This is a genomic window from Amycolatopsis sp. A133, from assembly GCF_031082405.1.
Lineage (GTDB): Bacteria > Actinomycetota > Actinomycetes > Mycobacteriales > Pseudonocardiaceae > Amycolatopsis.
This window is the reverse complement of record NZ_JAVHJU010000057.1, coordinates 528,669-542,731: the sequence shown is the minus strand read 5'-3', so window position 1 is coordinate 542,731 and position 14,063 is coordinate 528,669. Positions and strand designations below refer to the sequence as shown.

Genomic DNA, 14,063 nt, shown 5'->3' with positions numbered 1-14,063 from the left:
GCGGAAGGCCCCCACGGCCCGGAATCACGCAACCAGCGAGGACAGCGGCACCGCGAACACCGACCGCCCGCAGGTCTGGTTCTTCGCCGTGCAGTCGGCCGTCGACCACTCGGACTGGGACCACACCAACCCCGTCGACGAGTCGTAGGTCAGCGCTTCCGGGTGGACCGCCCAGCAGGCCGTCGTGCCGGTGCCGCAGGTGGCGGAGCTGCTCTTCGCCGTCGTTTGGGTCCAGAGCTGGCCATTGATCGTGGCCGAGCTGTGGGCGACGTACCACTTTCCGCCGTTGGACAGCACGCCCTGCATGTTGCCCACCGAGCTGCGGAGCGCCTCGGTCGCCACCACGGTGCCGGACGAGGCCGCCAGCAGGTAGTCCGTGCCCATCGGGTAGCGGTAGAGGCGGCCGTGCAGGCTCTGGTCGGAGAAGTACTCCGTCGTCACGACGCTGGCCGGGCTGGTGCTGCGGTCCAGGGACATCGACGAGAAGCACGGCACGCCCGTGTCGGAGGCCATGCTGCAGGTGCCGCCCGAGTACGTGTAGTAGCCGACCTGCATCATCGCGTACTTGTAGGTGTAGGCGGCGTACCCGCCCGAGGTCTTGCCGATCGTGTTCGAGGTCGTGTCGGTCATCTGCAGGATGTGCTTGGTGCTGAACACCCGGATGGCGGTCGAGGTACTGCCTTCCGCCGTCACGTAGATCTTGTCGCCGTACCAGGCCATCCCGCCCAGGTGGGCCTGCGCGGCGGTGAAGCTGGTGCCGGTGCTGTTCGGCACGGCCAGGTAGAACATCCGGTACGACGGCGAAGCCGGGTCGTTGTAGTTGATCGCCTGGATCCGGGCGTCGTTGTAACGGCCGAGCTCGTCGGTCCCGTGCCAGCCGGACAGGATGATCTTGTCGGCGCCCCACATCCCGTCGTCGTCGGCGTCGCCGGAGGTCGTGATGCCCTGGGGGCTCCACGTCGTCGTGCCGGCCCGGTCGGCGTCCCAGCACATCGACTTGGTGGCCACCGGCGCCTTGGGCAGCGCGGCCTTCTCGGCGCCGGTGCAGCCGGTCATGTCGTAGCTGGTGTCGTTGACGACGGTGTTGAGGCTGACGTTCGGCAGCGCACCGTCCAGTGTGGTCAGCGCGGCGGCCGGCGTGGCGTGCCACACCAGGCTCTGCTTGGCCGTCGTCGTCAGCGGGTCGCTGTAGGCGGCGCTCGCCGTGCCGGGCAGCGCGAGTGCGCCGGCCGCCACGGCCAGCGCGAGCAGGATGACCTTCGGGATTCGCATGGGAGCAGTACGCCAGGCGGCCATCCAATATCCGTACACCGGTGTTGTACGGCTCTTGTACTGCCGCGGCCGGCCAGCGGGTCATTCCTCCCGCAGGTGCTCCAGGCTCGTGCTCCGCCACAGCGCCGGCAGCGTCGCCGCCGTCACGAGCAGCACCGCCGCGGCCGCGGCCGCCGCGAGCAGGCCGACGGCCGCCACGTCGACCACCATCGGGCGGTGCACCACCAGCGTGAGCAGCAGCCAGTCGAGGCCGAGCCCGGTGAGCACGGCGACGACCACCGCCACCGCCACCGGGATCGTCAGCTGCCACAGCAGGGACCGGGCGAGCATCCCGCGCCCGGCGCCGTCGGCCATGAGCGCGGCGAGGCTGCGCCGCCGTTCCCTCAGCTGCTCCCACGCGGCGATCAGCAGGCTGCCCGCGGCGAGCAGCAGCACCAGGACCGAGCCCACCGACAGCACCCCGGTGATGAGCGCGTAGGTGCCGTCCCGTCCGGTGCCCAGCGAATCGACGCTGCCGGTCCAGCCCACGACGTTGCGCACCCGTTCCACCAGGTCCGGACCGGCGGCGGGGATCGTCGCGGTCGAGCTCAGCCCGAGGCCGGTCGCCGTGGCCAGCGCCGCCGTCGTGACGAACAGGGTCCCCGGTTCCTGGCCGCCGGTCCGGTGGTACCGTTCGGCCGGGATCGTCCATTGTGGAGGTCCGGGCGGCCGTGCGGTGCCGAACCAGAGCCGTTCCCCGGGGCCGGGGCCCGCCGCCCCTCCCGCGTAGACGTCGCCGTCCCGGCAGTCCGCGATCGCGAGCGCGGCGCACGTTCCCACGACGACGGAAGCCGTTTCCCCGGCCGCGTTCCGCAGTGTGCCACCGGTCTCCACGCGGACGTCGCCCAGTCCCGGCAGTGCGTGGAGAGCGGTGGTGAAGGCCTGGACGTCGGCGAGGCTCGTGGCGAAGGCGGTCACCAGCACCCGGACGTCCGGTTCCGGCGGCCGGTCGCTCTCGGCGCGGGCGTAGACGCCTTGCAGCGTGATGGATCCGGCCAGCACCACCGCGATCCCGCTCACCAGGCGGGCCGCCGTCGCGCTGTCGAGCTGGAGCCGGCGCACGGCCAGCAGCCAGGCGGGCGAACCGCCGCCGAGCACGCCGGCGACGCGCTCGACCAGCCACGGCAGCACCACGGGAACGGCCGCGAGCACCAGCACCACACCGGCGACGACCAGGGGGTTGCGGGGATCATCGGTGCCCAGCCCGCTCACCACCGACGCGCCGCCGGCGACCGCGGGCAGCAGGCGCCACCAGAGTTTCCGCCGCAGCCGCGTCCCGCGCCGCACGACCCCGAGCGGTTCGATGACCACCCGCCGCAGCGCGAAGACGGCCGCCGCGCACGCCAGCAGCGGCAGGGCCAGCAGGGCCGGGACGCCGAGGCGCCAGTCGGGCACGACGTCGGCGGCGAAGATCCCGCCGCGGAAGGCGGACACGGTGATCGCCGGGACGAGTGCGCGCACCAGCAGGAACAGCCCCGCGCCGGCCACGAGCCCGGCCACCGAGGCGAGCAGGGCCTCGCCCGCGGCGATCCGGCGCACCTGGTCGCGGTCCGCACCGACCAGGCGCAACGCGGCCAGCCGCCGGTCGCGGGTCGCCGCGGCGAGCCGCGTGCTCGTGACGACGAAGACGAACACCGGTACCAGGCACGTCGTCGCGCCCACGACGACCAGCAGCAGCTCGACCGGGTCGAGGTCGCGGCGGTGAGGCGGGCCGCCGAAACCGCTCGCCGGAAAGGCGCGCGGCTGCCCGGCGACGGTGTCGGAGCCGAGGTAGAAGTACAGCTCGTTCGGCCCGGTCAGCCCGGCCTCCCCGATGGTGCCGAGCACCCGCTGGGGGAACCGCGGGCGCAGCAGCTCCCCCTCCGGCGACCGCAGCAGGGCGGCGAGCGCCGGGGACAGCACCACCTCCCCGGGCCCCGGCAGCCGGTCGACCCCGGGCGCGGCGGGCGGGTGCGGCCCGGTCGGCTGCACCAGGTAGCCCTGCAGGCCCCGCCCGCGGAACTCGTCGCTCCGCGCGGCGGCCTGGACGGGATCGACACCGGCGACGGCCGCGGGAAGCGGCGTACGCGCGGCGGCCCGCTCGGCGCGCGCGGCGAGCATGTGCGGCAGCGATGTCGCGGTGAGCAGGACGACGACCCCGAGACCGACCCCGGCGGCGGTCAAGCTGAGCCGCACCAGCGCCGTCCGCGCCCCACCGCCGCCGACCGCGAGCCGCACGCCGAGAAGCAGGTCGGCCGTCCAGCGCCGGATCACGGGGTCGCCTCGGGCCGCGGCGTCCGGGCGTCGCCGGTGCGCACGTGATGCCCTTGGCGGGCCGGTCGAGCCGGGTGGCCACCGCCGGTGCGCACGTGGTCTCCCCCGCCAGCCGGTCGAGCCGGGCGGCCACTGCCAATCCTCACGCGAACTCCTCCGCCGGCCGGTCGAGCCGGGTGGCCACCGCCGGTGCGCACGTGGTCTCCCCCGCCGGCCGGTCGAGCCGGGCGGCCACTGCCAATCCTCACGCGAACTCCTCCGCCGGCCGCTCGAGCCAGGCGGCCGCCGGCTCCAGCCACCGGAAATCCGCCTCCCGGCGGAACAGCGCGCGCTCGGGGGCCACCCGAGCAGGGCGAGCCGATCGACATTCCACCCACTCTACACGGTGTGTATAGCTAGAGTTTATACACCCGGTTCATAGCGATTACCGCTTCTCGACGACCGCCGCCAAAACCGCCCGCAGCGATGTCGCCGGACGGCCCAGCAGGGTCTCCAGATCGGGGCCGGTCGTGGCGAACTCGCCGCGCCGGGCGGCGCGGAACATCCCGAGCAGCAGGTCCGCCTGGGCCGCCGGAACACCGTGCCCGGTCAAGCGGGCCACCCATTCGGCGTCGCCGGTCACGACGCGCCGGATGGGCCGTCCGGTGAGCTCGGTCAGCAGGGCGGCGACGTCCTCGAGGTCGAGGGCCACCGGTGCGGTCAGCGGCGGCGTCGGCCCGTCGAACCGGCCCTCCCCGGCCAGGATGATCGCCGCGGCTTCGGCGAGGTCGGCGTGTGCGGTCCAGGACACCGGCCCGTCGGCGGGGGCGGCCAGCTCGCCGGTCCGCAGCGCCTCACCCAGCAGCAACGGCACCGTGCCGGCGTAAAAACCGTTACGCAGCGCGGTGAACGGCGCACCCGCGAGCCGGCCCTCGGTCGCGGCGTGGTCGGCCATGGGCGCGAACAGCGAATCGGCGGCCGCACCCTGGTGGCTCGTGTAGAGGACACGCTTGGCCCCCGCTTCGCGCGCGGCCTCGATCGCCGCGACGTGGTGCGCAACCGCCGCTCGGCCCGTCTCGTCCGTCGAGACGACGAGGACCTGCGCCGCGCCCTCGAACGCCTCGGCGAGCGAGCCCCGATCGGCGAAGTCGCCGCGCCGCACGCGGACTCCCCGGGCGGCGAGCCCGGCCGCCCGGCCGGGATCACGGACGCTGACGCCGACCTCGCCGGCCGGAACCCGCTCGAGCAGCCGGTCGACGATCTGCGAACCGAGCTTGCCGGTCGCCCCGGTGATGACGATCATGGTGCACCCCTTCTCGACGTTTACACTGATACTAACCAGGTTATCACCATCGATAGCAATATTGCGTTACCATCGGAACCATGGTGAACCGGGCCGAAGTGCGGGAGAAGATCGTCGAAACGGCGGCCCGGCTGCTCCACGAGCGGGGCGCTGCGGCGGTCACGATCCGCGGGGTCGCCCAGGCGGCCGGGCTCCAGCCACCGGCTCTCTACCGCTTCTTCGAGGACAAGGACGCGCTGCTCGACGCCGTCGCCGAGCACGTTTTCACCACCTACGTCGCCGAGAAGTCGCTCGACGCCGCGAGCGCCGACCCGGTGGCGGACCTGCGGGCGGGCTGGGCCGCGCACATCGGCTTCGGCCTGGCCAACGCGGCGCTGTTCGGCCTGCTCGTCGCCCCCGGCCGCGTCTCGCCCGCGGCGGAGGCCGGGCTGGCGGTCCTGCGCGCCCGGATCCACCGCCTCGCCCGGACCGGGCGGCTGGCCGTTCCCGAGAGCCGCGCGGCCGGGATGGTCCACGCCGCCGGCACCGGCACCGTCCTCACCCTGCTGGCCACGCCCCCGGAGAGCCGGGATCCCGGTTTCGCCGACGCGATGTTCGAGGCCGTGGCGCGGCAGATCCTCACCGGCCCGCCGGCGGCTGCCCCGGACGGCACTCCGGCCGCGCTGCCCGCCCCGCCGACGCTCACCGAGGCCGAACGAGCCCTGCTGGCGGAGTGGCAGAACCGCCCCGCGCCCACCGGCTGAGCTCGTCAGCCGGGCCGCAGCTCCCCGGCGCCGGGCTCCCTGGATGGCCGCACCGCGGTGACCGCGCGAGCGGCGGTAAGTTATTCCCGCCCAACGGGATTGAGCTGTTCGTGCACATTCTTGCCTGCGACGTAACAACTTTCGGGCTTCGCGCGCCATACCGGACGGCGTTCGCGCCAGTCCGGTCCCCGCCGCACGAGGAGTTCGTGATGGGTTATCGCCGTTGCACGATCCAACGAAGATCAAGACGCGCGCTGGCGGCAGGGGTGGTTGTGCCCCTCGCCGGTGCCCTCGCCGTGGCCGTCGCCGCCGCGGCTCCGGCCGCCGCCGTGCCAACCGGGTTCACCGACACGGTCGCGATCGGCGGGCTCAGCTCGCCGACCGCCGCCGCGTTCGCCCCCGACGGGCGCGTGTTCGTCGCGGAGAAGAGCGGCCTGGTCAAGGTGTTCGACTCCCTCGCCGACCCGACGGCGACCGTGTTCGCCGACCTCCGCACCCCGACCCAGGACTTCTGGGACCGCGGCCTGCTCGGGCTGGCGGTCGACCCGGCCTTCCCCGCGCGGCCGTACGTCTACGTCTCCTACACCCTCGACGCCCTGCCGGGCGGCACCGCGCCGAAGTGGGGCGACACGTGCCCGACGCCGCCGGGCGCGACCGACTCCGGCTGCGTCGTGACCGGTCGCGTCTCCCAGCTGACCATGGGCGCCGCCGGGACGGCGGTCAGTGAAAAACCCCTGGTCACCGGCTGGTGCCAGCAGTACCCCAGCCACTCGGTCGGCTCGCTGGCCTTCGGCCCGGACGGCGCCCTGTACGCGGGCGGCGGCGACGGCGCCAGCTTCAACTTCACCGACTACGGCCAGGTCGGCAACCCCTGCGCCGACCCGCCTTCCCCCGCCGGCACGAACCTCGCCCCGCCGTCGGCCGAAGGCGGAGCGCTGCGTTCGCAGTCCCCGCGGCGCCCGGCCGGGCAGCCCGTGCTGCTCAACGGCGCACTCCTGCGCATCGACCCCGACACCGGCGACGGCCTGCCCGGCAACCCGTTCGCGAGCAGTTCCGACGCCAACGCCCGGCGCGTCATCGCCTACGGCGCCCGCAACCAGTTCCGGTTCGGCTTCCGGCCGGGCACCGGGGAACTGTGGGCCGGTGACGTCGGCTGGAACACCTGGGAAGAGATCAACCGCGTCGCGAACGCCGGCGACGGGGTCGCGGAGAACTTCGGCTGGCCCTGCTTCGAAGGCACCGCGCGCCAGGCCGGCTACGACGGCGCGAACCTCGACCGCTGCGAATCGCTGTACACGGCAGGCGGGCAGACCGCGCCGTACTACGCCTACAACCACAACGCCAAGGTCGTGGCGACCGACCCGTGTCCCACCGGCGGCTCATCGATCAGCGGGATCGCCTTCGAATCCGGCAGCAACTACCCGGCCGACTACGCCGGCGCGCTCTTCTTCGCCGATTCCTCGCGCGGCTGCATCTGGGCGATGCAGGCGGCCGGCGGCCAGCCCAGCCCGAGCAAGCTGGTGCCCTTCGTGACCGGCGTCAGCACACCCGTGCAGGTGCTCACCGGCCCCGGCGGCGACCTCTTCTACGTCGCGCTGGGCAGCGGCGAACTACGCCGGGTGAGCTACGCCGGCGGTACCAACCGGCCGCCGGTGGCCGTGGCCACGGCGACGCCGTCCAGCGGGGCGGCCCCGCTCGCCGTGCAGTTCGACGGCACCGGCTCCACCGACCCGGACGCCGGGGACACGCTGTCGTACGCGTGGGACCTCGACGCGGACGGCGCCTACGACGACTCGGTGGCCTCGCGGCCCACCTGGACCTACACCACCGCGGCGGTCGTCGACGCCGGGCTGCGGGTGACCGACTCCCACGGCGCGACGGCGGCCACGACGGTCCGGGTGACCGTCGGGACCCCGGCCGGGCTCGACCCGGTGCCGGTCATCGACACCCCGAGCCCGGCGCTGACCTGGTCCGTCGGGCAGACGGTGGCCTTCTCCGGCCGCGCCGTCGACGCCCAGGACGGCGAACTGCCGCCCTCGGCGCTGTCCTGGCGGCTGGCCATCCGGCACTGCGCGGCCAACGGCACCTGCCACACCCACAACGTGCAGGACTTCCCCGGCGTCGCCGCGGGAACGTTCGTCGCGCCGGACCACGAGTACCCGTCGTACCTGCAGCTCACGCTGACCGCGACGGACTCGACGGGCCGCACCGGCACGAAGACGATCGACCTCCAGCCGAAGACGGTGACGCTGAACTTCACCTCGAACCCCAGCCAGGCGATGCTCACCGTCGGCGGGACCCAGCAGCGGACGCCGTTCTCCCGGACGGTGATCGCCGGATCGACCAACTCGATCAGTGCGAACAGCCCGCAGAACCTGCCCCCGTCGAACCTGAAGTACGCCTTCACCAGCTGGGCGCACGGCGGGCCGCGGACGCAGAACATCGTGGCGCCGTCGGCGACGGCCACCTACCAGGCGAACTACCGGCTCTGCTGGCTGCTGCAGCCCTGCTGAGCGGGATGACCCGGCGCCGCGTGGCGCCGGGTCATTCCCCGGGGTTCTTCGTCTTCTCGGCCTTCTTCGAGGCTTTCGAGGATTCCTTCGCGGCCTTCGACGACTCCTTGGCCGCCTGCTTGGATTCCTTCGCGGCTTCCTTGTCCGGGTTGTTCCCGACCCCGTTGCCGTTGTTCCCGTTGCCGTTGTTCCCGTTTCCGTTGTTGCCGTTCCCGTTGCCCGCCGCCGCCGGTGACCCGGATTCCGCGGCCCCGGCCGCCGGCTGCGTTCCGGTCGTTTCCACGCCCGGAACCGCGGGCCCGGACGCGCCGGCGTCCGACGTCGGCGCGACGCCGCCCGGCGGGACACCGGCGCGGGAGCCGGCCTGCGGCCCGGTCCGCACGGGCTGGGTCGTCGTGCCTTCGCCGCCGGAGAGCGGCGGCGGAGCGTCGGGGGAGCTGCTCGCTCCGATCGTCACCGTCGTGACCAGGGCCGCGCCCGCGGCGGCCACCTTCGCCGCCGTGGCCCACGACAGCGCGGACGCGCTCGTGCCGGTGGCGGCACCGGAGGTGGCCAGCGAACCGGTGGTGGACAACCACTGCGAGACGATCGGGACGCCCAGGATGAGCGGGGCCACCGCGGCGGGCAGCTCCTCGTTCAGCTGCCGGAGACCGGCGGCCAGCTCCCGGCAGTCCGGGCAGCGGTCGAGGTGGGCGGCGATCCGGTGCGCCTTGTGGTCGGAGATGCCGTCGCGCACCCACCGGGCCAGCTGGCCGGTGACGTTCCGGCAGTTGCGCCGCCGGGCGGCGGGAACGTGCTGGTCCAGGTAGGCCTGACGCAGGCCCTCCCGGGCCCGGTAGGCCAGCGCGGCCACCCCGTTCGGCGTCATCCCGAGGTCCTCGGCGATCCGCGCGGGCGGTTCGCCGTCGATCTCGGTCCGCCACAGCACCGTCCGCCACCGCTCGGGCAGGCTCGCGAACGCGTCCGCGGCGACCGTGGCGTGCATCCGGCTGCCCACCGGCTCGTCGCTGCCGGCACCCGGCAGGACGTCCGGCACCTCGGCCACCAGCGAAACGGCCGAGTCGCGCCGGCGCCAGCTGATCATGGTGTTCCGGATGGTCGTCAGCAGGTACGGCCGGAAATCCTCGTCCGGGCCGTCGCCGGAACGCAGAATCCGCAGTACGCGGGTGAATCCTTCGGCGATCAGGTCCTCCCGCTCCGCCCGGTCGGCCGCGATCGCGGCCGCCACCCGGCGGGCGGCGGCGAGGTGCCGGTCGTAGAGCTCGCCGTACGCCGCGATGTCGCCACCGCGGACCGCCGCGATCAAGGCCGCGTCGCTCGGGACGTCCGTCGTCCCGGCCACCGCCGGCGCCACTTCGGTCACCACACCCCCTCGCCGTGCGGATGCACGTGCAGAACGTCCCGAGATAGTCGCGCAACGAGTGACCCCTGCGCAAGGTTGCGGCCCCGAAAGCACTTTCCCGGATTTCGCGCGCGGCGAGTGCCGGGCACGTGGACTTGTCACATCCCTGAGCGTTCCCGGGTGGGTTCCGGCCGGTTCGCGGGCCCGGCGTTGCCCTCGTCATTACCGTCGAGTAGAAGACAAAGGCGGTGGCCGGACCGGTCACCGCCCATTGTCCGATGTGGACGGTGGCGAGGCTGGAGCCGCTCGCCGCCGTCGACCACCAGAAGGGTTTACCCATGCGCAGAGCCCTGCTCGTGCTGCTGACCGTGCTCCTATCGGTCCCGGTGCTCACCGGGACCACGGCCCAAGCCGCGCCGTCCGCCGCGGCGCCCACCGTGGCCGCGGTACCCGCGAACGCCGGACGGGGCTGGCCGGTCAGCGGCGCCCAAGGCGTCCTCGACCTCGCCTCCCGCGGGTACGTCGAGGAGGAGTACCTTCTGTCCGGTCAGGCCGACACGTTCGACCAGGTGGGTCTGTGGACCGAAGACGGCCGCTGGGCCACGCGCGTGGCCACCACCGGCAACCCGTACACCACCCGGCTGGTCGTGGTGCGCCCGCGCGATGCCGCGCGGTTCACCGGCACGGTCGTGGTCGAATGGCTCAACGTCAGCTTCGGCGTCGACATCCCGGTGGACTTCTCGCAGTCCTACGAGCACTTCATCCGCGAGGGCTACGCCTACGTCGGCGTCACGACCCAGAAGGCCGGGGCCGACAAGCTCAAGAGCCTCGACCCCGCCCGGTACGGCGCCGTGAACCTCAGCAGCGACGCACTGTCCTACGACGTCTTCGCCCAGGCCGCGCAGGCGATCCGGGCGACCCCGCAGCTGCTGGGCGGCCGGACGCCGTCGGTCGTCCTCGGCACCGGGCACTCGCAGTCCGCGCTCCGGCTGACCACCTACGCGAACGCGATCCAGCCCGTGCGGCGCAACCACGACGGCTTCATGATCCACGGCCGGGCCGCGCTCGCGGCCCCGATCGGCGACGGCGTCGTCGGCCCGCTGTCGGCCCGGATCCGCACCGACCTCGGCGTCCCGGTGTTCGTCCTGCAGTCGGAGACCGACGTCATCGCGTCGGCTTCGGTCCGGCAGGACACCGCGCTCGTGCGCACGTGGGAGGTCGCCGGCACCGCGCACGCCGACCAGTATGGCCTCAACCTGTACAACGCGGCCAACGCCCGGGACAAGTCGATCAACGGCGGCGCCCCGACGACGTGCGACAAGCCGGTCAACAGCATGACGTTCCGCTATGCGGAAAACGCCGCGTTCCGCTACCTGGACCGCTGGGCGCGCGGCGGCGCGGCCCCGCCCACGGCCGCGCCGATCGCGATGCTGCTCAACCTCATCATCCTGCGCGACGGCGACCAGAACGCCCTCGGCGGCGTCCGGCTGCCCGACCTGGACGTCCCGGTGGCGTCCTACTCGCCCAACAACAGCGGCGGCAACGTGCCGGGCGCGTGCCTGCTGCTGGGCACGACCACGCCGCTGACGCCGGCGCGCATCCGGCAGCTCTACCCGGACCACGCCACCTACGTCGCCAAGTTCACCGCGGCGGCGGACCGGGCCCTGCGGGCGGGCTACCTGCTGCAACCCGACCGCGACGAGGCCGTGGCCAGGGCCCAGGCGGCCCCGGTGCCGTAACCGTCCACAATGGAATTTTTGTGGTGAGCCCGCCCCGCACCGGGGCGGGCTCACCGTCGAAACCACCGAAACACCTCCCCGCCACCGCGGTTCTCGCTACCCTGGCCATCCGATTCCGAACAGATGAGGAGGTGGCGATGCGGTTCAAGGGTTTGCGCGTCGCGGTCGCAGCGCTGGTTGCCCTGGCGCTGGCCGTGCCCGCCCAAGCCAGTCCGCGGCCCGATCAACCGGTTTCGCTGGGGGGCAAGAAGGTTCTGCTGGTCAACGACGACTCGGTGCAGGCGGCGAAGCCCGACGGCTCGGACGGCCGGGGCATCTACGTGCTCCGGCAGGCGTTGTGCCGGGCCGGAGCCGATGTGGCGATCGTCGGCCCGTGGGCATCACAGGGCGCGAAGAGCCGGTCGACGGCGGGGTCACCGGCGGCGGCCGTGGCGACACCGCTGGCGGTGCCCGCCGAGTTCGCGGCCGACTGCGCGAACGCGCCGGGGCACGGCTTGGTGCTGGGCGCCTGCCAAGGCAGCGTCCCCTGCGTTCCCGGCAGCCCGTCGATCACCCCGGCGGACGTGGTCGAGCTCGCGCTGACCGGCGTCCTGCCGCAGCGGCTCGGCTGGACCAACGGCCCGGACCTGGTCGTTTCCGGGGTCAACGCGGGCCCCAACACCGACGTCTCGATCAACCTGTCGGGCACGGTCGGCGCGGCCACCGCGGCGGTCGAGCGGGGCGTGCCGACGGTGGCGGTCAGCGCCGGCACCCGCGTGGCACCCCCGCCGTCGACCGAGACCTACGCGGCCGCGGCCGACGTCGTCGTCCGGTTGCTCGCGTCGCCCCGGGTGTGGTCGCTCGTGCGGGACATGGTGCTGGTGAACGTGAACCAGCCGGACGTCACGCCGGGGTCCGGGCCGTCGCCGGTGCGCTGGACGTCGGTCGGCCGGGTGGCGCAGGGCTGGGTGACGTACGTGCCGTCGGGCGACGGGACGTACCAGCTTTCGTACAACCCGGTGACACCGGCGCCGCAGTTCGAAGAAGGCAGTGACACGAAGGCCTTGTTCGACGGGTACGTGAGCGTGTCGGCGGTCGCGGTCAACCGCGGTTACACCGGCCGGCTGCCCGGCTGAGGCGGATCCGGGGGACGCGCGGCGCGTGTCCCCCGGATCACTGAAACCTGTTCCACTTCGTCGTCAAGCTGACAAACCCGTCCCGATCGCCGTATCTTGTCCAGAACAGTAACGTGTTCTAGCGTGGCGCCGTGAAAGGGACCGGGATGGACGAGCAGGCGATGCGGTATCCGAACCACCTCGGCCACCTGGTCGTCTCGGCCTTGAAACGGCACCGGGACAAGCCGGTCATGGTGCTGGGCGACACCACGATGACCGGCGGCCGGACCGCCGAGCAGGTCAGCCAGTACGCCCAGGCCTTCGAGGCGCTCGGCGCCGGCACGGGCGCGCCGGTCGCGCTGCTGTCGCTGAACCGGCCGGAAGTCCTGCTCATCATCGCCGCCGGTCAGCTGCAGGGCTCGCGGCGCACCGCGCTGCACCCGCTGGGGTCGCTCGACGACCACGCCTACATCCTCGCCGACGCCGGCATCACCACGCTGATCATCGACCCGGTGCCCGCCTTCGTCGACCGCGCGCTCGGCCTGCTCGAAAAGGTCCCCGGCCTGACCCAGGTGCTCACCATCGGGCCGGTGCCCGAGCCGCTGGCCCACGTCGGCAAGGACCTGACGGCGGCCGCCGCGACGTTCGGGCCAGAGCCGTTGGAGCCCGTCGCGCTGCCGCCGGACCAGGTCGTTTCGATCACCTACACCGGCGGGACGACCGGCAAGCCCAAGGGCGTCATGGGCACCGCGCAGGCGATGACCACGATGACGCAGATCCAGCTCGCCGAGTGGGAGTGGCCTGAAGCGCCGAAGTTCCTCATCTGCACCCCCCTTTCGCACGCCGGCGCGGCGTTCTTCGCCCCGACCCTGCTCAAGGGCGGCTCGCTGATCGTGGTGCCGAAGTTCGACCCCGCCGAGGTCCTGCGGATCATCGAAGAGCAGCGGATCACCGCGACCATGCTCGTGCCCACCATGCTCTACGCGCTGATGGACCACCCCGACTCGCGCACGCGCGACCTGTCTTCGCTGCAGACGGTGTACTACGGGGCCGCCTCGATCAACCCGGTGCGCCTGCGCGAGGCCATCAACCGGTTCGGGCCGATCTTCGCCCAGTACTACGGCCAGTCCGAGGCGCCGATGGCGATCAGCTACCTCGCCAAGGGCGACCACGACGACGCGCGCCTGGCGTCCTGCGGCCGTCCGTCGGCCTTCCTGCGCACGGCGCTGCTCGGCCCGGACGGCACCCCGGTCGCGCCCGGCGAGCCGGGCGAGATCTGCGTGGCGGGCCCGCTGCTCGCCGGCGGGTACTGGAACCTGCCGGAGGTGACGGCGGAGACGTTCCGCGACGGCTGGCTGCACACCGGCGACGTCGCCCGCGAGGACGAGGACGGCTTCTGGTTCATCGTCGACCGGGTCAAGGACATGATCGTCACGGGCGGGTTCAACGTGTTCCCCCGCGAGGTGGAGGACGTCGTGGCCGAGCACCCGGCGGTCGCCCAGGTCGGCGTGATCGGCACCCCGGACGACAAGTGGGGCGAGGCGGTGACGGCGGTCGTGGTGCTGCGGGAGGACGCGGACCACGACGACGCCGCGATCGAGCGGCTCACGGCCGAGATCCAGGCGGCGGTCCGCGAGCGCAAGGGCCCGGTGCACGTGCCCAAGCAGGTGATCGTGGCGGCGTCGCTGCCGATGACGGGGCTGGGCAAGCCGGACAAGAAGGCGCTGCGTGCCCGGTACGAGCCTCGCAGCGCCGACGTGTAGGGCGTTATACGGCAGCCGGCCTT

At 73.1% G+C, this 14,063-nt stretch carries 9 protein-coding genes; 5 read left to right on the top strand and 4 right to left on the bottom strand.

Annotated elements, in window-relative coordinates:
• Window positions 1–24: 24 nt before the first annotated feature.
• The 3 genes from Q5425_RS34805 to Q5425_RS34795 all read right to left on the bottom strand — a co-directional run bounded on the left by Q5425_RS34805 (window position 25) and on the right by Q5425_RS34795 (window position 4,846).
• Window positions 25–1,272: a hypothetical protein gene (locus Q5425_RS34805; RefSeq protein WP_308676608.1), complete on the bottom strand. Its 1,248-nt coding sequence runs from the start codon at window positions 1,270–1,272 to the stop codon at window positions 25–27.
• An 81-nt stretch (window positions 1,273–1,353) separates the two neighbouring features.
• Window positions 1,354–3,564: an FtsX-like permease family protein gene (locus Q5425_RS34800; protein WP_308676607.1), complete on the bottom strand. Its 2,211-nt coding sequence runs from the start codon at window positions 3,562–3,564 to the stop codon at window positions 1,354–1,356.
• 424 nt (window positions 3,565–3,988) lie between these two features.
• Window positions 3,989–4,846, bottom strand: a complete 858-nt coding sequence (locus Q5425_RS34795; RefSeq protein ID WP_308676606.1) for an NAD(P)H-binding protein — start codon at window positions 4,844–4,846, stop codon at window positions 3,989–3,991.
• Window positions 4,847–4,926: 80 nt separating this feature from the next.
• Here Q5425_RS34795 and Q5425_RS34790 point away from each other — a divergent pair, with 80 nt between their 5' ends.
• Window positions 4,927–5,589 carry a TetR/AcrR family transcriptional regulator gene (locus Q5425_RS34790; protein WP_308676605.1) on the top strand — a complete coding sequence of 221 codons (663 nt, stop codon included), beginning with the start codon at window positions 4,927–4,929 and terminating at the stop codon, window positions 5,587–5,589.
• A gap of 266 nt (window positions 5,590–5,855) precedes the next feature.
• Window positions 5,856–8,102: a PQQ-dependent sugar dehydrogenase gene (locus tag Q5425_RS34785; protein ID WP_308676604.1), complete on the top strand. Its 2,247-nt coding sequence runs from the start codon at window positions 5,856–5,858 to the stop codon at window positions 8,100–8,102.
• Window positions 8,103–8,133: 31 nt separating this feature from the next.
• Here Q5425_RS34785 and Q5425_RS34780 read toward each other — a convergent pair whose 3' ends face one another.
• Entirely contained in the window at window positions 8,134–9,465 is a 1,332-nt protein-coding gene (locus tag Q5425_RS34780) for a sigma-70 family RNA polymerase sigma factor (protein ID WP_308676603.1), read from the bottom strand.
• A 317-nt stretch (window positions 9,466–9,782) separates the two neighbouring features.
• On the opposite strand from Q5425_RS34780, the gene Q5425_RS34775 reads away from it, so the two are divergent.
• From Q5425_RS34775 to fadD8, 3 genes are all read left to right on the top strand, one after another.
• The gene (locus Q5425_RS34775) at window positions 9,783–11,183 is read left to right on the top strand and encodes an alpha/beta hydrolase domain-containing protein (protein ID WP_308676602.1); all 1,401 of its coding nucleotides are present in this window, start codon (window positions 9,783–9,785) and stop codon (window positions 11,181–11,183) included.
• Between the two features lie 137 nt (window positions 11,184–11,320).
• Window positions 11,321–12,298 (top strand): 5'/3'-nucleotidase SurE, encoded by a 978-nt coding sequence (gene surE / locus Q5425_RS34770; RefSeq protein ID WP_308676601.1) that lies wholly within the window; start codon window positions 11,321–11,323, stop codon window positions 12,296–12,298.
• 131 nt (window positions 12,299–12,429) lie between these two features.
• On the top strand, window positions 12,430–14,040 hold the full coding sequence (fadD8, locus tag Q5425_RS34765; RefSeq protein WP_308676600.1) for a fatty-acid--CoA ligase FadD8: 1,611 nt from the start codon (window positions 12,430–12,432) through the stop codon (window positions 14,038–14,040).
• The last annotated feature ends 23 nt before the right edge of the window (window positions 14,041–14,063 follow it).

Coding starts and splice junctions, on each gene's coding strand:
- Q5425_RS34790 (WP_308676605.1), top strand. CDS start 4,927: ATGGTGAACCGGGCCGAAGTGCGGGAGAAGATCGTCGAAACGGCGGCC.
- surE (WP_308676601.1), top strand. CDS start 11,321: ATGCGGTTCAAGGGTTTGCGCGTCGCGGTCGCAGCGCTGGTTGCCCTG.
- Q5425_RS34775 (WP_308676602.1), top strand. CDS start 9,783: ATGCGCAGAGCCCTGCTCGTGCTGCTGACCGTGCTCCTATCGGTCCCG.
- Q5425_RS34805 (WP_308676608.1), bottom strand. CDS start 1,272: ATGCGAATCCCGAAGGTCATCCTGCTCGCGCTGGCCGTGGCGGCCGGC.
- Q5425_RS34795 (WP_308676606.1), bottom strand. CDS start 4,846: ATGATCGTCATCACCGGGGCGACCGGCAAGCTCGGTTCGCAGATCGTC.